General features: G+C 35.2%; 19 protein-coding genes and 1 pseudogene. 15 read left to right on the forward strand and 5 right to left on the reverse strand.

Features of this window, described 5'->3' with window-relative positions; all coding sequences use genetic code 11:
• Nucleotides 1-20 precede the first annotated feature (20 nt).
• Nucleotides 21-1250 (reverse strand): hypothetical protein, encoded by a 1230-nt coding sequence (locus Q4566_RS13210; RefSeq protein ID WP_303421956.1) that lies wholly within the window; start codon nucleotides 1248-1250, stop codon nucleotides 21-23.
• 51 nt (nucleotides 1251-1301) lie between these two features.
• The gene (locus Q4566_RS13215; protein WP_303421958.1) at nucleotides 1302-3692 is read right to left on the reverse strand and encodes a carboxypeptidase-like regulatory domain-containing protein; all 2391 of its coding nucleotides are present in this window, start codon (nucleotides 3690-3692) and stop codon (nucleotides 1302-1304) included.
• A gap of 314 nt (nucleotides 3693-4006) precedes the next feature.
• Here Q4566_RS13215 and Q4566_RS13220 point away from each other — a divergent pair, with 314 nt between their 5' ends.
• The 8 genes from Q4566_RS13220 (at nucleotide 4007) to Q4566_RS13255 (ending at nucleotide 11646) form a co-directional block, all read left to right on the forward strand.
• Entirely contained in the window at nucleotides 4007-5269 is a 1263-nt protein-coding gene (locus Q4566_RS13220; RefSeq protein ID WP_303421960.1) for a cellulase family glycosylhydrolase, read from the forward strand.
• A 141-nt stretch (nucleotides 5270-5410) separates the two neighbouring features.
• Nucleotides 5411-7264 (forward strand): mucoidy inhibitor MuiA family protein, encoded by a 1854-nt coding sequence (locus Q4566_RS13225; protein WP_303421962.1) that lies wholly within the window; start codon nucleotides 5411-5413, stop codon nucleotides 7262-7264.
• Nucleotides 7265-7273: 9 nt separating this feature from the next.
• Nucleotides 7274-7921, forward strand: a complete 648-nt coding sequence (locus tag Q4566_RS13230) for a hypothetical protein (protein WP_303421964.1) — start codon at nucleotides 7274-7276, stop codon at nucleotides 7919-7921.
• Between the two features lie 86 nt (nucleotides 7922-8007).
• The gene (locus Q4566_RS13235) at nucleotides 8008-8571 is read left to right on the forward strand and encodes a TetR/AcrR family transcriptional regulator (RefSeq protein WP_303421966.1); all 564 of its coding nucleotides are present in this window, start codon (nucleotides 8008-8010) and stop codon (nucleotides 8569-8571) included.
• Between the two features lie 64 nt (nucleotides 8572-8635).
• The gene (locus Q4566_RS13240) at nucleotides 8636-9196 is read left to right on the forward strand and encodes a carboxymuconolactone decarboxylase family protein (protein WP_303421970.1); all 561 of its coding nucleotides are present in this window, start codon (nucleotides 8636-8638) and stop codon (nucleotides 9194-9196) included.
• A 166-nt stretch (nucleotides 9197-9362) separates the two neighbouring features.
• The gene (locus Q4566_RS13245; RefSeq protein ID WP_303421973.1) at nucleotides 9363-9866 is read left to right on the forward strand and encodes a DUF6646 family protein; all 504 of its coding nucleotides are present in this window, start codon (nucleotides 9363-9365) and stop codon (nucleotides 9864-9866) included.
• Nucleotides 9867-10113: 247 nt separating this feature from the next.
• On the forward strand, nucleotides 10114-11448 hold the full coding sequence (locus Q4566_RS13250) for an MATE family efflux transporter (protein ID WP_303421975.1): 1335 nt from the start codon (nucleotides 10114-10116) through the stop codon (nucleotides 11446-11448).
• Nucleotides 11449-11475: 27 nt separating this feature from the next.
• Complete coding sequence (locus Q4566_RS13255; RefSeq protein ID WP_303421978.1) at nucleotides 11476-11646, forward strand: hypothetical protein; 171 nt, start codon at nucleotides 11476-11478, stop codon at nucleotides 11644-11646.
• A gap of 165 nt (nucleotides 11647-11811) precedes the next feature.
• Here the strand turns inward: Q4566_RS13255 and Q4566_RS17090 are convergent.
• The 3 genes and pseudogenes from Q4566_RS17090 to Q4566_RS13265 all read right to left on the reverse strand — a co-directional run.
• Nucleotides 11812-11898: pseudogene (locus Q4566_RS17090) on the reverse strand (oxidoreductase); the annotation flags it as partial.
• 57 nt (nucleotides 11899-11955) lie between these two features.
• Complete coding sequence (locus Q4566_RS13260; protein ID WP_303421980.1) at nucleotides 11956-14457, reverse strand: T9SS type A sorting domain-containing protein; 2502 nt, start codon at nucleotides 14455-14457, stop codon at nucleotides 11956-11958.
• 307 nt (nucleotides 14458-14764) lie between these two features.
• On the reverse strand, nucleotides 14765-15406 hold the full coding sequence (locus Q4566_RS13265; protein ID WP_303421983.1) for a 2OG-Fe(II) oxygenase: 642 nt from the start codon (nucleotides 15404-15406) through the stop codon (nucleotides 14765-14767).
• Nucleotides 15407-15517: 111 nt separating this feature from the next.
• Between Q4566_RS13265 and Q4566_RS13270 the strand changes: the two genes are divergently transcribed.
• From Q4566_RS13270 to Q4566_RS13300, 7 genes are all read left to right on the forward strand, one after another.
• Nucleotides 15518-15973 carry a 6-carboxytetrahydropterin synthase gene (locus Q4566_RS13270; RefSeq protein ID WP_303421984.1) on the forward strand — a complete coding sequence of 152 codons (456 nt, stop codon included), beginning with the start codon at nucleotides 15518-15520 and terminating at the stop codon, nucleotides 15971-15973.
• A 228-nt stretch (nucleotides 15974-16201) separates the two neighbouring features.
• Nucleotides 16202-17278, forward strand: coding sequence for an endonuclease/exonuclease/phosphatase family protein (locus Q4566_RS13275; protein WP_303421986.1), 1077 nt, complete (start codon nucleotides 16202-16204; stop codon nucleotides 17276-17278).
• 106 nt (nucleotides 17279-17384) lie between these two features.
• Nucleotides 17385-18143: a hypothetical protein gene (locus Q4566_RS13280; RefSeq protein WP_303421989.1), complete on the forward strand. Its 759-nt coding sequence runs from the start codon at nucleotides 17385-17387 to the stop codon at nucleotides 18141-18143.
• A gap of 365 nt (nucleotides 18144-18508) precedes the next feature.
• Nucleotides 18509-19405 (forward strand): sugar phosphate isomerase/epimerase, encoded by an 897-nt coding sequence (locus Q4566_RS13285; RefSeq protein WP_303421992.1) that lies wholly within the window; start codon nucleotides 18509-18511, stop codon nucleotides 19403-19405.
• Nucleotides 19406-19547: 142 nt separating this feature from the next.
• Nucleotides 19548-21008: a potassium/proton antiporter gene (locus Q4566_RS13290; RefSeq protein ID WP_303421995.1), complete on the forward strand. Its 1461-nt coding sequence runs from the start codon at nucleotides 19548-19550 to the stop codon at nucleotides 21006-21008.
• A gap of 7 nt (nucleotides 21009-21015) precedes the next feature.
• On the forward strand, nucleotides 21016-21387 hold the full coding sequence (locus Q4566_RS13295) for a hypothetical protein (protein WP_303421997.1): 372 nt from the start codon (nucleotides 21016-21018) through the stop codon (nucleotides 21385-21387).
• A 106-nt stretch (nucleotides 21388-21493) separates the two neighbouring features.
• The gene (locus tag Q4566_RS13300; RefSeq protein WP_303422000.1) at nucleotides 21494-21967 is read left to right on the forward strand and encodes a hypothetical protein; all 474 of its coding nucleotides are present in this window, start codon (nucleotides 21494-21496) and stop codon (nucleotides 21965-21967) included.
• Nucleotides 21968-21976 lie beyond the last annotated feature (9 nt).

A 21976-nucleotide genomic window follows, 5' to 3' on the forward strand; every position in this document is an offset into this window, starting at 1 on the left:
AAAGTTAAAAATCTTTATAATTAGTTTACTTTTTGCAGTACGTCTACATACACATTACTACCATCTAACTTCGCTCCTTTTGTAAAGCCATTAGCACCACCATCAATATTAATTTCATAGATATTAGCCTCGCCTCCAGCAATACTTACAGGGATATAGAAGTTACCATTTTCAACGCAGTCTAAGGTGAAAATATTCACGAACGGCGCTTTAGGTAAATTCAATTCAGTTATGGTTTCATTATATAAGTCAATTTCAACTAAAGTACCTGTGTTTTGTGATAAATCACCCCACTCAGGAGCATCAGCAGCACGTACTACATTAGCATAAGCAATACCATTTTCTGCATACCAAGCATTCCAAATAGTAACAGGCTCACCAAAATGTGCAGACACATCTAATACATAAGAATCGTCATAATCACCATTCGCAATTTTCACAAACACAGAAGGCTTATCGGCAACTTCTTCATTTCCGTACCATAATGGACTAGTAATGTTGTATTGGTATAAATCACCAGTTTCAGTAGCAAAAGTACCGTTAGTTCTGTACCCAGCAGTCATTCCAGCAGAAGCAGAAGACTCTAAAACCTCAGGGTTTGTGATAGATGGGTAATCAAAAGCTACTGTAATTAAATTCTCTTCTAAGTTTGCCCAACTAGCATCACCATATAAAGAACCAAAGTAGATTTTACCATTTTGAACTAAACCATTAGCCCATAAATTCACTTTACCATTTACTTCTGGAAATTCAATAAACCCATTACCTGCAGCTGTAAAAGTATCTAAATCAATAATCCCGTAAGGCATTTTACCACTTTCTTTCTCAGGACTACTTGATAAGAATAAATCACCGTTATCAGTAGCTTGGATATAACGGAAGAAAGCTCCTGGAGCTAATACAGCATTAGAAATCGCATCTACTTTTACAGGACCATTTTCGGTTAATTCAAACTTTTCAGTTAATCCTTCTGTATTGTTAACGATATACAAATAACCATCTACAGTTACAGATATAGACGCCCAACCTTCAGCTCCATTACCTTGAATAGATAAAGAACCAGATGTAATATTATCGGTTGTAAAATAATAACCTTCCTCATCAACGGCTGCACCTACTAAATACGACACATCTTGAGTTGAGTCTCCATCATCAGTACTATCATCGTCATTGCTACATCCAAAAAATGCAAGATTTAAAGCGATAAACAAACAAGCTGTTACAGCTTTCCAAGTTTTATTAGTTTTCATAAGTTTTAAATTCATGTTTATAATATTTATTAATTTCTGATTTATAGTTTTCTATAGGAATTGGTAGTTTAATTTTAAGAAAATCGCTCGACCGGGTTTTTGCAGTAAAAAGTTATCATAGACCTGCTCGTTTAAAAAGTTTGAAAAATCTACTGAAACATTCAGTTTTTCATTTGGAAACGTATAGCCTAACCCCGCATCAAAAACCAATTGGGTTGGGATTTTATTTTTGGTATCTTCATTTCCTAGACTTGACCAATTGAGGAAAAAATCGTGCACATAACTCGATTGCAAGTACATAAAAAGCTTAGATTTTTTTTGAATAACATCTTCTAAAGTATACTCTACACCAGCATTAGCCATGAGATAAGGTTCGTTTTTAAGGCGGTCGCCATAAATGATATTGTCATTACCATTCTCATCAACTTTTAAGGTATTTCTGAAATCTAAATAAGTTCCATTGATATTGAATTTAAATTTCTGATTCAAATCATAAACAACATCCAATTCAACACCCGTTCCAGAAACCTCTTTTATATTTTCAAATATGCCTGTTGCCTGTCCGCCTTGAACATTCATCTGAAGTTTATCTGTTGTGTTTCTGTAGAAGGCATTCATTTCTAATTTTATACCTTGGCTTCCCCCTAGCGGAAGTCTGCCTAATATAAAACCTACATTGGCATTAAAACTTTGTTCTGGTTTGATATCAGGGTTATTGGTAATCGTCACGCCATTACCTAAAGCTTCGGTAGCATTTGGTAATCTCGTGGCTTGTTCTAGAGAAGATTTCAGTAAAAACCTTTGAAAAAGCTTATAGGACATCGCAAATCCACCACCCCAATTAGAAATATTGCTCGTGACAGGCCTTACCTCATATTCAGTAGTATAAACCACTTCATTTATGGAAGAGTCAAAACCATACCACTTTACAAAGGCATTTGCCCGAAGTCTGTTATTGAATTTAATCGTTTCTAAAGATAGTCCTGCAAAATGCGAAGCTATATTTTGAGGGTCGAAATAAGCCAATCTATGTGGTGGAGAAAAAGGATCTTCTCCAGTGCGGCTGGTACTGGTATATAAATAATTAAATCCTAATTTGAAATCTTTAGGCAACTGGTAGGTGCCGTTAAATCTAGCAATAACCGAGTTATCTGTTTGGGTATATAAAGAGCGCCCATTTCGGCTAGTTTCTCCTCCAGAAGGATTGGTGCCTATCACCTCACCTCTCCAATCGTAACGTGCAGTGGTAGTATCAATCACCTCTGCTTTGGTATGCGAATACGCCGCAAAGGTACTCACATCTAGACCTTTTGTGAAGATATCCTTTTTCTTGTAGGTTAAACTAGGCATGAGCACTTGTTCATTATTGCGCATTTCACCGTACACATGCCCCATGGTTTGTCCTGTTTGCACGCCTTTTTTAAGATCTGAACCCAAAATGCTTAAGAAGAGCTGATCGGCCCATGATTTATTAGTAAACCCAACATCGAGTTTTGTACTGAAGGTTTGAAAATCGTCATTAAAACGTTCGGCGGGATTGTCTTTGGTAAACTCAATGGCCTTTCCCGTGTCTTCTTCGCCATAATAAACACCTCTTCCCCAAACGTTATAATTATTATCAGAATAGGTATAAAAACTAGACAATCGTGTTGTAAAACCGGAATCGAATTTCCACTGCCCATTAAAGGCTACTTTATGCGTATTAAAAGAACCGAAGGAATAAGACACTTCAGCAAAATTTTCAACCTGTTCTTTAGTTACCAAATTTATAGCGCCACCCAAAGCATCGGACCCTAACTCTACAGGAACCACTCCCTTGAAGATATCAATACGATCAATAAGTGCAATTGGTAAGTTATTTACAGAGTATGATGAACCAAAATAATCCATAGGAATACCATCAATAAAAAAACGAATAGCATTTCCCGACATACCATTTAAGGAATATTCAAAATCAGAGCCTACTCCTCCGGTAGTCCTTACACGTACCCCAACGGAATTATCCAAAACAGTGTTAATGGCTATACTTTGGGTTTTTATCTTTTGTGTTTCTATAGCATTGACACTAAAGCCTACTTCTTTAATTTTTTCAGCTTTGGTTTTCCCTACCACATAGACTTGATCGAGCTCAGAAGTATCTTCTTTTAAAACAAAGTTTTTAACGATGTCTTCTTCTGAATTTACCGCTACATCAATTTCCTGAGTTTGGTAACCAATGGCAGAAATTTTCAGGGAATAATTTCCGTAGCGCACTCTATTTAAAACATAGTTGCCGTCTAAATCGGTTGCAGCACCCTGACTAGTATTATTAAGCAGTACCGTTACGCCTAATAGCGTTTGCCCGGATTCATCAGTAATCTGTCCTACAATTTGCCCAAATTTAGATTGGGCTCCAGCGAACATACTGAGCATCACAAAAAACAATACTATAAAACGATTCATTTATTTAGACTTATTACAAATAGCTGCAAAAATAAATATCCTAGCTTACATCTGCAAGTTATTTAAATCAATTATAAATAAAGAATTTTTAGCCCAAATCACACAGAATAAACACCGTATAACCCAAGATATAAGATCAAAAAATCAGAATAAACCAAAATATAGTATCATTTAAATAATTTAAGACAAAAGCTTTAACCTTAAGTTTTCCCTCAAATCAGAATTCTAAACCAAATAAAATAAAGAATAAATTAAATGCCACAAAACGTAATACTATATTTACATTTTAATAATTTTTGTACGCCCTTAAGTCTATGAAACCGAAAATCACGTTCACCTATACCTTATTCCTATTACTGCTAGCCTTTCAAACAACCGCACAAAACCCCTTTGGTGTTAACCTAGCCGGTGCTGATTTTGGAAAAAACATGCCCGGAACTTTTGGTGTCGATTACACTTACCCTACCGAAAATGAATTAGATTATTACAAAAGTAAAGGGCTTACTTTAGTTCGTTTACCTTTTAAATGGGAGCGTATACAACCTAGTCTAAATGGAAGTTTAAATTTAAATGAATTACAACGTATAAAGGCCGTTTTAAATGCTGCTGAAAATCGCGATATGGAAGTCATTCTAGATTTGCATAACTACTGTCGTTATAAGTTAAACGGACAAGAAGTGATTATTGGTTCGAGTCAATTGAGCATGGCGCATATCAAAGACCTCTGGACAAAATTAGCCATTGAACTCAAAGACTATTCAAACATTTGGGGTTACGGTATCATGAATGAACCTCACGACCTTCTCGTCAATGCACCTTGGTTTGATACCGCCCAAGACATTATAAATGGTATACGAACTAACGATACGCAAACAAACATTATCGTTGGTGGAGACAGTTGGAGTTCGGCCGAACGTTGGATGCAGTTTAGCGATAACCTAAAGAATCTAAACGACCCCGCTAACAAGCTCATTTTTGAAGCCCATGTGTATTTTGATAATGATGCCTCAGGAACTTATAGTGGAAGTTATGATACTGAAGGCGCTTACCCCAATATTGGCATAGACCGTGTTTCACCTTTTGTAAATTGGTTACAAGCCAATAATCTCAGTGGTTTTGTTGGTGAATATGGTGTTCCTGCAAATGACAGCCGTTGGTTAACCGCATTGGATAATTTTTTAAAACATTTAAAACAAAACTGCATCAACGGCACCTATTGGGCTGGAGGTCCGTGGTGGGGAAATTACATTCTTTCTGTAGAACCTGATGGCTCAACAGACAAACCACAAATGGCTATTTTAGAAAAACACTTGAGTACGGCATCAGCTTGTAGTACATTAAGTTCAAACAACATAGAAAGTGATATTAAGTTTCAACTGTTTCCTAATCCGTTTATAGACCATATTGTTATTAAAGGCCTTAAAACTGGTGCTATTATTAACATTTGGGATTTGCAAGGGCGATTGGTTGCTTCACAAGTGGTAGAGAATTCTAAAATCTCGAATTTAGGCGGACTTCATTCAGGGGTTTATATTCTGAAACATGAACATAAGTTTATTGGACGGGTGGTTAAATAGTTTTCAATTTACCAACCAAACGATTATGACGCTAAAACCGATAACAATTCAAAATATTGTATTATTAAAATCGTAGGCTTATATTCACAAACTAAACCGCTTTGTATTTTTTTAAACTCATACACCCCAATCAAAATTACCATGAAATACCCTATAACTATTATACTTTGCCTAGTATTTAGCTTCTCCTTTTCACAAGAAATAACCGAAAAAAAAGTCAGTTCTAAAATAGAAGAAGTCACTGTATTCATTAATGGTGCACAAATTCTTAGAAAAAAATCTGTTGATTTAAAACCAGGCACCACTATGATTAACTTTACAAACCTCTCTCCTTTTATAGAGTCTAAAAGTGTGCAAGTAAAAGCTAATAGCAACATAACGGTATTGTCTGTAAACCATCAGCAAAATTTTATTGACAAACTAGACAAACAACAAGAATTAATTGATTTAGAAGCTTCGCTTGAAAAAAATCAAAACCTGTTAACTTTAGAAAAAACACATTTAGACATACTAAAAGAAGAACTCAATTTTTTACAAGAAAACAGACAAATTGGTGGGAAAAATCAAGAATTGAGCGTAACTAATCTTAAAGAAGCTTCTAACTTCTACAGCACTAAACTGACAGATTTAAAACTTAAAGAAATTGAACGCCATCAAACTATTTCAAAGCTTGAAGAAAAGCAGAGTGACATACAAAACCAAATTAATAGCATGACTAGCAAAAAAAAATATGCTAATGGGGAAATATTGGTTAAAGTTGAAAGTAAAAAAACAACAAAAGTAGAATTTGAAATATCTTATGTGGTTAGCAACGCAGGGTGGCTCCCAACCTACGACATTAGGGCAAAAAATGTTAATGAACCCATAGAACTTGTTTATAAAGCCAATGTAAAACAAGACACCAAAATAGATTGGAAAAATGTAAAACTGCGATTATCATCAGCTAACCCAAATTTATCGGGTGTGGCTCCAGAATTGAAAACCTATTACCTCAATTACAATACGGCACCTCCTAGATATAATCGCGACATAAATCAAGTATCTGGACAAGTATTAGATGAAAACTCTCGCCCAATACCTGGCGTTAATGTTATTATCAAAGGATCCACCATAGGCACAACCACAGATTTTGATGGAAACTATGCGCTTACAATCCCCGAAACTTCAACACAGCTAGAGTTTTCGTATTTAGGTTATGAAAACAAAATCATAAATATAACCGATGCCATTCATAATGTTAGGCTTGTTGAAAGTATGGAAGCATTAGATGAAGTTGTCATAGTAGGCTATGGGACAAGAAAAAGAAAATCAGTTTCTAGGGACTTAAAAGGGACGGTTTCAGGAGTTTCCGTTGATAATTCTATTCCTGTGGTACAAACTGAGAACCAAACTACCGTAAATTTTGAAATTGATTTACCTTATTCCATTTTATCTGATAATAAAAGCTATTCGGTTGATATGGTTAAATACAACCTTCCTGCAGACTATCAATATTACAGTGTTCCTAAAATAGAAAATGAAGCCTTTTTAATTGCTAGCATTCAAAACTGGGAACAATATAATTTATTAGAAGGTGAAGCGAATATCTTTTTTGAAGGCACTTACGTTGGCAAAACAATACTAGACGTACGTTACGCTTCAGATAGTTTACAAATCTCACTAGGGCGCGACAAAAATGTGATTGTAAGTAGAGAAAAAATTTCTGATTATGCTTCTAAAAAGCTTATCGGAAGTAAAAAAGAAGAAAATCGCGACTGGAGAATCACTGTGAAAAACAACAAATCTCAAAGTATTAATATGCTTATAATGGATCAAATTCCAGTATCAAATAATGACGAAATTAAGGTAGAATCATTCGAGTTATCAAACGGAAAACAAGACCCTAACACGGGAGAGATACGCTGGGAGTTTTCATTAGAACCAAATAAAAGTAAAATTATAGATTTGAAATATGCGGTGAAATATCCTAGAAACAAAACCTTAATTATTGAGTAAAATTTCAATTTGAAAACTTCAACCATTAATTACAACCCAACCAAAAACACCATGAAAAATCTTTTCTGCATAGTATTTCTATGCCTAACGAACCTCATCACATCACAAGAAGATTATAACATAGAAATTAACGGAGAAACCTTTGAAATCGCATTAGATAAAGCCTATGAATTTAATGTAAAAAACAAGGTCTATAAGGTAAAAGTTAAACAAAAAGACACCCTTATATATGATGATGAGGCTTTCAGCTTTAAGTTTCTTAAAGATCATAAAGTCTCTAAAACTGTAGTGGACCAAGGCATAGAACAATTAATGATGATGACTGCAGAAGGCTCTGGGTTAATTATTCAAAAATATTCTACACTGAACCCAACTATGCTCAATGAACTTATGATTAATGAGGTTACAAAAGAAAGCATTAATTATGGTTATACTTTAGAAAGGCAGGATTACGAAAGAACCTTATCCTCAGGAAAAAAGATTAATGTGAACAAAGCGGTTCTCACATATAATGACGAAATCAATATTTATGAAATAGCCACTTCAGGAGAAAAGGATCAAGGCGTATTAATTATGACAATGAAAATGGATGGTTCTAACAGTTCTTCAGGAGCGAAACTCATTCAATTAACCTGGGATACCTTAAAAATTAAATAACCCTACACTTTCCCAAAACCAAACAAAACGTTAAACATTTTTTTATTTCTAAACGATTGTTTAGTTTTGTAGTGTATTTAAAAGGTATGGCGAGAAAGAAAGCATATATAGAAGAAGAGGTCATAGATAAAGCGATGCATTTGTTCTGGAAAAATGGATATGAAACCACCTCTATGCAGATGCTTGAAAAAGAAATGGGCATTAATAAATTCTCTATCTATTCTAGCTTCGGAAACAAAAACGGTGTTTTTCTTGAAAGTTTAAAATGTTATAAAAAGAAATTAAACACTTTAATTGACGATTTAAAATCGAAGTCTAACGGTGTTTTAGGAATCAAAGAATATTTCTATAATTTTATTGAATTCACTAAAGAAACCGAATTTGGTAAAGGATGTTTAGTGACCAATACGGCTAACGAATTAGGTGCTCATGCAGAAGACCGCATAAAAAATGTGCTTTCGGCATTTACTGATGATGTTAAGCAAACATTCATTGGAAGCCTAAAACAGGACCCGACAAAGGATCAGGCCACCATTACCCAGCAAGCCGATTTTTTACTTATTGCCATGTTCGGATTAGCATCTGCAACCAAGTTATTTAGTAAACCTCAGCTTGATAACTATATTGAAAACACCTTTAAAAACATTTAACAACTATTTTTTTAATCATTAACTAAACGATTGTTTAGTTATAAGAAACTTAAAATTTAAAATTATGAGCAATTCAAAAGAAACATTTACAATTCACGATGTAGCATCTGCACCAGCAGATAGTAAACCATTATTAGAAAACTCTGAGAAGGCTTATGGCTATATTCCAAACTTACACGGCGTACTTGCAGAAGCACCTGGCTTATTAGAAGGTTACCAAGTATTACATGAATTATTTTCAAACTCTTCATTTAATAATGATGAGCTTACCGTAGTATGGCAAACGATTAACGTAGAGCACGCATGTCACTATTGTGTTCCTGCACATACAGGTATCGCTAAATTCATGAAAGTTGATGATGCCATTACAGATGCATTAAGAAACAAAACTGAATTACCTAATGCCAAATTACAGGCCTTACATAACATGACCCTATCGGTAACTAAAAACCGTGGTAAGGTTTCAAAAGAAGAAATGGAAACCTTTTTTGAGGCTGGATACAACCAAAGACATTTATTAGAAATCATACTTGGTTTATCTCAAAAAGTGATTAGTAATTATACCAACAGTATCGCTGAAACACCAGTGGACGAGAGTTTCCAACAATTTGCCTGGGAGAAATAAAAAATCATAGACACTATGCAAAAAAGTGCCAGCCTCAAAACTGGCACTTTTTTTTGCTTCATAATCTAGCAACAAAAATTAATTTGTACTTCTAATTTTAAAGCTTCCAAGGTCTCTATCCACAATTTTATCAATACTTTTACACTCTATTTTAAAAACTTAGAAAGTGAAAAAATTATTAGTTATTGCTGCCGTTCTTGCGGTATCGTTTGTAAATGGACAAGCTTTTTCAGGAAAAGGCGATCAAAAATTTCAAGTTGGTGCTAATCTTCAATCAGAAGCCACTGGTATAAACCTAAGTTACGACTATGGTTTAGGTGAAAACATCTCTATTGGATTAAGTTCTAGCTATGCATTAGGTATTTCAGATGAATTAGCACTTATTGATGAACCAGATTTTGGAGAGCGTTTTGATCTGAAAGCACGTTTCAACGCTAACATCGGTAATGTGATTAACATTGATGACAATTTTGACTTATATCCGGGCTTAAGCTTAAGTCTTAAGAATTTAGGCGGGCACGTTGGTGCGCGTTACTTCTTCACATCTGGCTTTGGCATATTTACAGAAGCACAATTTCCTATTGCTAAATATGACAACAACCTAAGTCCTGCTGAAGAAATTCACAATCAGTTTACAATGAATGTAGGAGCAACCTTCAACCTTCAGTAAACAAATACTATAGTCAAGCCTGTCTAAAACGTAAAGCATTCGCCAACCTGATCTTGATTCAGCTTAGCGAGTTTTTCTATCTTTCAGACAGGCTTTTTTATGGCCAATAATCAAGAATTTGAGCAGGTAAATTTCTTATAAACCTATTTCCCATCTTTAAAATTAAAATTTACGCTTCACCTTAAAACCAATATTCCCATTTAGAATAGTAGTTTTGCAAACCAATTAACGCCTTGGTTATTTTATAATGCAGAGTACGATTAACTTAAAACAGATAAACAAACTGGCGATTCCCGCCTTAATTGCAGGAGTTTCAGAACCTATATTATCCCTTACCGATGCCGCTATAGTTGGTAACATCCCAATTAACGCCACCGAATCACTGGCAGCTGTTGGTATTGTAACCACGTTTATTTCGATGCTTATTTGGGTATTGGGTCAAACACGAAGCGCCATATCATCTATAGTGTCACAATATGTGGGGGCTAATAAAGTAGAGCAAATAAAAAACCTGCCAGCTCAGGCTATTTTTATCATCACTTCCTTAAGTTTACTCATCATTTTATGCACCTACCCTTTTGCAGAGGGTATTTTTAAACTTTATAACGCTAGTGACCTAATTTTAGATTACACCGTGGTCTATTATAAAATACGTGTATTAGGGTTTCCTTTTACGCTATTTACCTTTGCTATTTTTGGTGTGTTTCGTGGCTTACAAAACACCTACTACCCTATGATCATCGCCACCATAGGTGCTACGACTAACATTATTTTAGATGTTATTTTTGTTTACGGCATCGCCGGTTACGTCCCGGCCATGCATATTGAAGGTGCTGCCTATGCTAGTGTAATTGCTCAGATGTTAATGGCAATTTTAGCCGCCTATTTTTTGTTGAAGAAAACCAATATTCCTTTGACGCCAAGATTTCCATTTAATCCAGAAATTAAACGTCTTATTTTCATGATTCTTAATCTTTTTATAAGAACCATAGCGCTTAACGTTACCTTGTACTTGGCCAGTGCCAAAGCCACAAGCTATGGACCTGAATATATTGCAGCCTATACCATAGCCATTAATTTATGGTTTCTTGGCGCCTTTATTGTAGATGGTTATGCTAGTGCGGGCAATATTCTATCCGGCAAACTATTCGGTGCTAAAGCTTATGATACGCTCATTCTTTTAAGTAATAAACTTATTAAATACGGACTTCTAGTAGGCCTCTTACTTTCCGGCTTAGGCGCTTTATTTTACTATCCAATTGGGCGCATATTCACTAAAGAACCTGAAGTTTTAGAAGCTTTTTATAACGTATTTTGGATTGTACTCGCCATGCAACCACTCTGCACTTTGGCCTTTATTTTTGATGGTATTTTTAAAGGACTCGGTAAAATGAAATACCTGAGAAACGTATTGCTATTTGCAACCTTTGTAGTTTTTATTCCTATTGTATTTTGGTTGGATGCCTTAGATTACAAGCTCCACGGTATTTTTATCGCTATCGCATTTTGGATTATCGCCAGAGGCGTTCCGCTTATCGTAAAATTTAGAAAAACCTTTATTCCTCTAGCACAAAACACCTAACTTTGTCATGCAGTAAAGACCACCCCAATGAATATATGCATCAACCTTCTTCAGCAAGTTAATATTGAAGAGAAAATAAAAGACGCCCCAGACCGTTCTTATGAAATAGGAGTGTTTATTGGCGCGATGCTACCTTTTCTTGTACTTGTCACTATTGCTTATATCATATATTATTTTAACAAAAAAAAGAATCAATAGAACCTTATGGATATCATGTCATTTTTAAGCGGAAACGGTTTGTTTCTCATCTTAGCCCTAGTATTAATTATCGTTTACATCGTAAACCGTAAGCGCCGCCCATAAAAACTGTCCCCTAGAGGGGACCACAGGGGTGTTTTTTCGCAATATTCAAGAGCCCGCAAATCAGCACGTCTTCAACCAACCCGTTAAACTCAAACGTTCCGTTTTTACGGGACGCACTTCGTGCTCGATTATCTGACTTTCAAAAATAAACTAAACCTGATTTAAGTTTTAAAACAGGTCAATAGATTCTATGTAAAAACACCTTTAATGTTTTATCAACTTTCGAGTTAAAATTCCATGATCTGTATTGATTCTTAAGATATACATACCAGAATCTAAATCACTTAAATTCAAATCAGTATCATTCCAAATAATTGTTTTTACTATTTTTCCTGCATAGTCAAAAACAGTTACATCCGTTATAACCAGATTATTTGAATTAATACTCAATAAATTTTCAACAGGATTCGGATATATATTAATTGTATTTTGCTCAAAATCTTCTGTGCTTAAAGAGCCATCAATATCAAGAGCGTATGATCTTACCGCACCATTCATAAAAAGGAGTAAATTGTCAGTATCATCTGCATAAAAGTAGTCTTCATTTAGGCCATTCATTCTATAGTTTTTAGTTAATGGCAGCCCAGGGAGCTCAGGAGATTCAATTTCTACCCAATTATTTCCATCAAACTTTTTAACCAATCTTTTAGAGTCATGTAAAGTGTTACTACTTATATTCACATTGCTTGCAAAGGTTGCTTCAGGACCATGATCTATATAACACAAATATGGTGTATTCTCACTATCAAAAGCTAACTCGCCATATTGAGACCAATAGTTTGAAACATTAGTTTGCCCCACGGTTTGCCAACTGTTATTTGAGAATGCCTTTACCGTTAATCTAGAATCTTCATAATTACCCGTAATAATCGCTACGTACGGCTTATCATTTTTATCAGTTTTAATATCTACAATTCGACCATCAACTAGGTCATCTTCGGCTAAAACATCCCAGCTATCATCAGATGCGTTTAATTTAAAAACCTTACTCTGGAACACTCCAGGAGATACACTAATAGGAACATGTACATACAAATTATTCATACTATCTACCGCCAAATCAAATCTAAAATTATCTCCAAAATCAGGATGTGTGACAACACTCCAATTTGTACCATCAAAACGCTTTAAAACATTAATAAAATTCTCGTAAACTAGAAGATAGGGCATGTCGTTATGATCAAGAATTAATTTTGATGTAATACTAGTTTTGGGACTAGGTGTCCCTACAAACTCCCAACTAGTTCCATTAAATTTTCTAACTTCTGTATACGATCTACTCCAATCATCTGTATTTCTGTATACCAAATAAGGCACACCATAACTATCTACCACTATATCCTGTGCAGAAATAGCATCTCCATCAAAATCGGTATCACCTACTGCCGACCATTGTCCGTTTTCAAACTTTTTAACTCGAACTCTTTGATTACTATCACTACCTATGGTGTAGGCTACATATCTGATATCCTTATAAATAGCTGAAAACACAGTGTTATAAGTAGTATTTGTTTGGTTTTCATCAAAATAACCAGTTTCTTCTGTAGTGAAACCAAAAGTCCCCAGATAATCCCAAGTATTTGAACTGTTTAATTTATGAATGCCATTCATATAGGATTCTGTATTATAAACCAATGGTACGTTATTGCTATCGTAAACCAGTTTCAAATCTTTATACGAATCAAGAATCACCTGTGATAAATTCCAAATAAAGCCATTAAACTTGTATATACCACGCTCATCATAATCGTCTTTGTTTTCTGCAAGAATAGAAGGAATGTCGTTTTCATCTATTACAAAAGGAACTTCTCCCCCTGACGAAGTCGAGTTTAAGCTAGCAGGATCACCAAGATAGGTCCAAATACCATTACTGTTTAAATACTGCACAGATATTTCATCCCAATTGTAAACATAACCACTCTCTTTATAAGCCACATAAGGAACATCTGTACTTGAAAATTCTAAATTGAAATGACGTGGCTCCTTTTCGGTAAAATCTAGGTTACCAACTGTTTCCCAAGTTGAACCATTAAACTTTCTAACAATTCCTTTGGTTTCAGGGTCGCCAAAATCAATATCAGCGTAAGCGACATGCAATACATTTTGGCTATCCACCGCTATATCGGCTTCATAGAACTCACCAGGAATATCTACCCAAAATGCACCATTAAAAGTTTTAATTTTAGAGTACCTGGCAGAACTACCACCTTCATCATTTTCGAAAAGCACATAAGGCACATTGTTGTGGTCTAGAATTAATTTTAAAATGGGGGTTTCTCTTACGTTACTATTTATAATTTTATCTCCAACCGTTTCCCAATCGGTACCATTATATTTTTTAACTACTATGGTATTAGATCTTTCAGAACCACCGTTATAACTATACTCAACATAAGCGATATAAGGCACATCATTAGTGCTAAATTCAATATTTAAATTAGTATTGTAATTAGCATATACAGGTAAGTCTGAGATTCCTTCAGGGTTTCCAACATATTGCCATTGCCCATTCTCATATTTCTTCACACATGCTTTATAATATGTGGTGCGGGTTATAGCATAGGGTATATCCTTACTGTTTAAATTGAAATTAGACACATCATCTAATTGGTTATAATCCACTGGGCCGAGATACTCCCAATCTTGGGCATACGTATTACAGAGAGCAGCCATTGCAATACAGATACAAAGTAATTTTGTTTTCATAAGATTATCAATTTTTCTGATTATTCTTTAAATATTATTGCTATCAATTTAAGTTTCAGGAAAAATCTAATCTTGGTTTTATCTATAGTAGGGAATTTTTATTGAAAAGATTAAAGTAAAATAAAACACTCGTTCTTAAAGCATTAAAGATATAAAATAATTAATGCAATAACAATTCAATTATTTTAAGAAACACATATTATTTCATAATATGTGCTATATAATGTTAATTACCCATGCCCTAAAAACTGTAATACTAAAAAAACAATTTAAATATACTCAGCATCTAGTAATACATTAAGATGTTTTACCGCGTCTTCAACCAACCCGTTATACTCAAGCGTTCTGTGTTAACAGGACGCACTTCGTGCTCGATAATCTGACTTTCAAAAATAACAATACGTCCAGGGAACGGATAAATCACCTGCTCCACTTCTTGTCCGTTTTCGTTTAAATACAAGACCAATTCGCCGCCATTTTCTGGTAGCCAGCCATCTTCGTTTAGATAGCACACAAAGGATAATTTTCGTCGGTCGTCATTCTGGAAAGTGTCCAAATGCCTTTTATAAAACGTGTTTGTTGGGTAAATGGCATAGTGAAATTCTTTGTGTAAAATCCCCAAGAAACAGGTGCGATTCAGGTAACTAACCAAATCGTTAATTCTGTCAAAAAAGAATTTTTCTTTAGCCGTAGCTTTCGTTTCATCCATCCATAAAATCAAATCACCGCGAACAGCTGTTTCAATGGTTTCATTAAGGCGATTACCAATGGCTGCCTTTTTAAAACGGTCCTCCTCATACCTCATACTCATGGCTTGCCTCAGGGTTTCAACCGCTTCTAAAGAAAAGAAGTTTTCAATAACGCTAAACTGTTGTTTCCCGATGTCGGAAATAATCTGCTCATAAAGCGGATTTTCAACAAAATCAATAGACTCAAAGAGGTGATTCATAGTTTTCAAAATAACAGCCTATCTATCTGCAGATAAAAGCGCGCAAATGTAAACTAAAAATCGTTTGGTAAAACAAAATGAATATCTTTGTATCACCAACACAAAAAAACAATGGCAAACAACATTCGTATCACCAAACAATTCTCTTTTGAAACCGGTCATGCCCTTTACGGATACGACGGAAAATGTAAAAATGTACACGGTCACAGTTACAAACTTTCAGTTACTGTTATCGGAAAACCAATTACCGATAAAGCCAACGTTAAATACGGTATGGTAATCGATTTTGGCGACCTAAAAAAGATTGTGAAAGAAGAGATTGTGGATGTTTTCGACCACGCTACCGTTTTTAACAAAAACACACCGCATGTAGAATTGGCTAAAGAGCTACAACAACGCGACCATAATGTGTTGTTGGTAGACTACCAACCAACAAGCGAAATGATGGTATTAGACTTTGCCAGTAAAATTAAAAAGCGATTACCTGGCCACATCAAATTACACTCGCTAAAACTACAAGAAACCGATACTTCGTTCGCACAGTGGTTTGCTTACGATAATATTTAGGGCGTTACCACAAGGGTCGGGCTTTTCACTATATCTTTTTTATAACATGCTTCTTGAAACAAAGGGAGTAGCTATGTTATAAATAATGGTTAACCATCAAAGTTCGTTAATTTTAATAAAAAAGGATGCCGTTTCAATCCCTAACGCAGCAGTACGTTTACAGTTAAAATAAAACTTTAAAAAGTCATATATATTCTCTAAGTTAGTGCTGCAAAACTAACAGCACACATGAACCTATTTTTTCTAATCTTCTCAGTCGTGCTTATCATATTAAGCCTCCTGCCATTTAGTAAAAATCAGCATTGGTTTTTCCGTGTGCCCGAATTTGTTAAAATACAACTCCTCGGTTTTCAAATCATAGCTCTTGTTGGGTTATTTGCTTTCAGTACTAAAAACACTTGGTTTTGGATTATAGCAGCTGCACAAACCATTTTAATTATTTATCACATTTATATTCTTGCACGCTTTACCAAGTTTTATAAAAAACAAGATTACGGCGCTGAAGAAGCCAAAACCCTCAAGGTGATTTCTACTAACATTTACCAGTACAACACCGATTTTGAGCGTTTTAAAACTTTCATCAAAAAAGAAAACCCCGACATATTTATCACCATTGAAAGTAATTCCGATTGGGAAGTGGCCATGCGCGATTTAGAAGACAGCTATCCGCATACCGAAAAAATCACCTTAGAGAATACCTACGGCATGCATTTATATTCCAAAATGCCGTTTGAAAAAATAACCACCCATTATTTTGTGGCCGACGATATACCGAGTATAGAAGCGCATTTAAAAACAAAAGATGGTGAAGATTTTGTGCTCTTCTCGGTACACCCACCACCACCGAGCCCAACCGAAGAAGACACCTCTAAAGAACGCGATGGCGATTTGCTTTGTATTGCTAAACGCGTTAAAGCCTTAAAGAAACCTACCTTAGTTATTGGCGATTTTAACACTGTGGCCTGGTCTAATATATCGGAGTTATTTCGTAAAAACAGTGAACTTATAGACGGGCGAACCGGTCGTGGTGTATTAGCTACTTACCATGCCAAATATTGGTTTTTTCGCGCGCCTTTAGACTTAGTCTTTCATAGTACGACCATATTCTTAAAAGAACTCACATTGCTTGAACACATTGGCTCCGACCATTTTCCGATAGGCTGTACTTTCTGTGTCAAACCTGAAGCGGATTCACCGCTTCAAAAAAAGGAAGTCGAGCACATTTCTTCAGAAGAAAAAGAAGAAACACAAACGCTTATTCAAGACGGTAAAGACGAAATAAGTACTAATAGAACGGCTTCGTAAAAACAGCAACAAAAAGCCTCTAATTTTTTAATACAACCGAAGAAACAAATAAATAAAACTGCCTTATTATATTTACAACTCAAAATAAACCATTATAACCAAACCCATGAAATTATTTAAATCCCTATTCATTTTAACACTAATTTTTAATTTATACAACTGTGAAGTCGTTCAAGAAGTAAACTTCAATGCCGATGAGAGCGGACAATACAGTTTGGGTTTCGACCTCTCTGAAATGATGAATATGGGTGCCGCTGCCGAAAGCGATTCAAAAAAAGAACAGATAGATTCCTTAATTGTTTTTGCCGATATCTTAGAATCAAAAAAAGACAGCATCTCTAAATTAAGTCCAGAAAAACAAGCTCAACTTAAGCAATTGGAAGCTTATAGTATTCAGGTAAAATCGGATACGACAACTAACCAATTCAAAATGAAGATTAATTATAACTTTAAAGATTTAGAAGATTTAGCCTTATTTGGAGAAAAACTTAAAGACCAAGACATCAAGGAATTGGACATGTTAGGCAACAAAATGAAAACTACCGATAAAAGTAAAACCGACGAGATATTTAACCTAAACGATTCCTTCGAAACCACTTTTAACAAACATAAATTTACACTTAAAATTAGCCCAGAAGCTCTAGCAAAATCTGAAAAGGAAAAAGACACCACCATCACTGCCGATAACCCAATGGCCAACCTAATTCGCTTTAAATTAAAATATAGATTTCCTTATCGCATTAAAAAATTAAGTAACGAAAACGCCAAAGTTTTATCCGATTTTAAAGGCATAGAAATCACTGCTAATTTATACCAAATGACGAGCGACCCGAAATTTTTCGATACTGAGGTTGAGTTTGAATAACAATAGACCTAATTTTCAACCTGACTCGTTAACACATTTCTAACTAGCACAAAATTATCGCACAAAGTCACATTGACGCTAAGCTGAATGACGCAAAAAATCTGTAAAAACCCGTGAAATTTGTCTCAAAAAAATCTAAAACAAGATTGAGTCCGCCAAAAACGATCAACCAACCACCATCAGCTAACTGTGTAATCTGTGTCTAAATTTATTCTTTGTGAATCTCTGTACAATATTACAGGAGTAGGGTCAAGAACTTTCCCGAAACTATTTTTACCCTTCTGAATTGTGGTATCCTTTTTATACCTTTAAGAAGAAAAAGTCATTGATATCAAATGACACCTTTCTAATTAAAACAGCATCTTATGACGAATTCAAAATCTCCATTAACAACTAGCCGAAATTCAGAGCGCCCAAAAGATTTAAACATATCGATATTTTCGAAGCATCTAAAGTTTTTGGACTATAACAGTATGAGTGAAGCTGTTGCTGAAATGGGATTTAATGGCATTGATTTAACCCTAAGATCGGGCGGACATGTTTTACCAGAACGCGTGCAAGACGACCTTCCTATGGTTACCGAAGCTATGAAAGCGTTCAACCTGGAACCAAATATGATTTGCTCTAGTGTGAAAGATGCTAATAATCCAGAACATTTAAAAGTTCTAGAAGTAGCGAGCAATTTAGGTTACAAATATTACAGACCCGATTTACTAACTTATACTGAAGAAGAAGCCGTTTTAGAGGTGGTTGAAAACGCTAAAATATATTTTAGTTCCTTAGAAAAACTGAATGAAAAATTCGGGATAACTGCGAGTTACATCAATCTCCCGGGACAATTTTACGGGTCATCCATTTGGGATTTACAGCAAGGCCTCGAGGGCTTATCACCAAAATTCATTGGAAGCCAATATGATATTGCACATGCGAGTATTGAAGGTGGTACCAATTGGGAAATTGGCCTCAAACTAATTAAACCGCACATAAACACATTGGTCATCAAAGATTATATATGGACGAAGAAAAATGGGCAATGGCAATTTGAATACACGCCATTGGGAGAAGGTGTAATCGATTTCAAAAAGTATTTCAATTTGTTGAAAGCGTATAACATTAATGTCCCTATTTCTATTCATACCGAATACGATTTAGGCGGTGCAGAAAGTGGCGGAAACCCAACTATTGAACATAAAGAAGTGTTTAAAAGAATTAAAAAAGACGTCACCTTTCTCAGAGAACTTTGGGAAGACATTCATCAATAGTGGCAAGCGCCTCAAAAGGTACTTTTTTATCCTTAAAAAAAATATGCTATTTAAATTAAAGCGAATCAAATGATTAACTTTGCATCCTAAAAAACTAGTGGGCATTGCTATCGTTTGCAAGCTAATACCCTAACTATAACATATGAATATAACCACCGAAAACATTTTACTTATTGGTTCTATCTTGCTTTTACTAAGCATTATTTTTGCGAAAAGAGCTTTTAAATTTGGGGTACCAACCCTACTATTGTTTTTGATTGTGGGCATGCTTGCGGGTTCAGAAGGTATTGGAGGTATTCATTTTGACGATCCTAAACTGGCTCAGTTTATAGGTCTAGTCTCTTTCAATTTTATTATGTTTTCCGGGGGTCTAGACACCAATTGGAACAGCGTTAAACCCATTCTTAAAGAAGGACTAGCACTTTCTACCATTGGCGTACTATTAACGGCACTTTCCCTAGGTACGTTTGTTTGGCTCGTCACCGATTTCACCATTTATGAAAGCATGCTACTGGGGTCTATCGTATCTTCCACCGATGCTGCAGCTGTTTTTTCTATTTTGAGATCTAAAAACCTTGCTCTAAAAACCAATTTACGCCCTACCTTAGAGTTTGAAAGCGGAAGTAATGACCCTATGGCTTACGTGCTTACCATTTCATTCCTAACCTTGGTCATCAACCAAGACCAAAGTGTTGCTTCGATTATTCCTATATTTTTTCAGCAAATGATTCTTGGGGGTATTTTAGGTATTGCTTTTGGAAAATTTAGCAAACTCTGTATTAACAAACTCAACCTTGATTTTGAAGGGCTCTACCCTATTTTGGTCATCGCCTTAATGTTTGCAACGTTTTCGGCCACCGATGCTGTTGGCGGTAATGGCTTCCTTGCTATTTACATCTGTGCTGTTTATCTGGGGAATCAAGATTTAATACACAAATCAACCATTCTAAAAATGTTTGACGGTCTCGCTTGGCTCATGCAAATTGTACTATTCCTGACCTTAGGGTTATTAGTATTCCCAAGTCAGATTATAGAAATTGCAGGTATCGGACTCCTAATTTCTTTAGCCCTTATTTTCTTAGCGCGACCTATAGGGGTATTTCTAAGTCTATCTCCTTTTAGAATGAAAATGCGCAGACGTGTGTACATTTCATGGGTGGGCTTACGTGGTGCCGTTCCAATTGTATTTGCCACCTACCCATTATTAGCAGGCATTGACAAGGCTAATATGATTTTCAATATTGTATTTTTTATTTCGGTAACCTCGGTAATATTACAAGGTACCACGCTATCGGTGGTAGCTGACTGGCTTAATGTGGGTTTACCCGAAAAACCTGTAGCAGCTAACGAGCGTTATATTTTAGACATGCCCAAATCGGCCATGAAAGAAGTGCTTGTAAAACCTAATAGTTTTGCGGTAAACCAGCGTATTGTTGATATTCACTTTCCGCAAACCGCTTTTATTACTATGATAAAACGTGATGGTAATTTTGTGCGTGCTGGAGGTTCTACCATTATTGAAGCCAATGATATTCTAGTGGTTTTATTAGACAATGAAGATAGTTTAAAGGAAGTAAACGACGTACTTTCAGGAAATACATAAAGCCGATTTGAAAAAGAAGGACAACATATTAAGTATTCTATTTCTCATAACAATCTATTGTTTTGGGATAGGCTTTTCTGCACCAAAAACAGTCTTTCCTTACGACTGGAATGAGATTGGAAACACAGGTAAAGAACAGCTTTCTGAGCTATCAAAACCACTTTGTTTTCATACTCCAACAACCGAAACGAGCCTTAGTGTTATTAGAGACTACCCAAATCCAAGTTTCAACCCTAATTTTGAAGGGTTTTGGACCATCTTACAGACCTCTGAACTCCGTTTCATTGCACGTTTTAAGCAATACAAGGCTTATTTTAAAACCATTTTAATCAGGCATCGAAAATCTGATCTTATTTTTCCTTTCCATCTTTTCTGGTAATTCTAATGTGACATTTTTGAAACACTTATACCGTTTCAAACCTCAGTTTATGCGTTGTGAAGCTTCACCTCGCAACATCATTATTATAACACTCAAAAAATAAAATATGGATTTAGGAACAGCCATTATAGGCTCACTATGCGTTGCTATTTGTGCCATGCCTTTCGTTTTAACTACAAGAAATAGAAAGAAAAAAGAACAACAATTAGAAACGTCAATCATAGCATTGGCACAACAATATTATTGCAAAATAACTCAGCATGAGATTTGCGGCAATTACATCATCGGAGTAGATGAAAAAAAGAACTTCTTGTTTTTTCAAAACCATCTGGAGACAGAGATCAAACAACAAGTTATAGACCTTTCAACTATAAATAATTGTTATGCATGCAGACAAAATTCGAAAAACGAAAACTTAGAACGCCTTGAATTAAAATTCAGGTTTACGGATAAAAGCAAACCTGAAATAGCTCTTGAATTTTATAATCAGGATATTAATTTTCAACTAAGTGGTGAAATTCAATCTATTGAAAAATGGAACGAATTAGTAAGAAAACAATTGATTTCTATTAAACCATAATCAAAACAG

It is taken from the genome of Tamlana sp. 2_MG-2023 (genome assembly GCF_030548465.1).
In the GTDB taxonomy this organism is placed as follows: Bacteria; Bacteroidota; Bacteroidia; order Flavobacteriales; family Flavobacteriaceae; genus Pseudotamlana.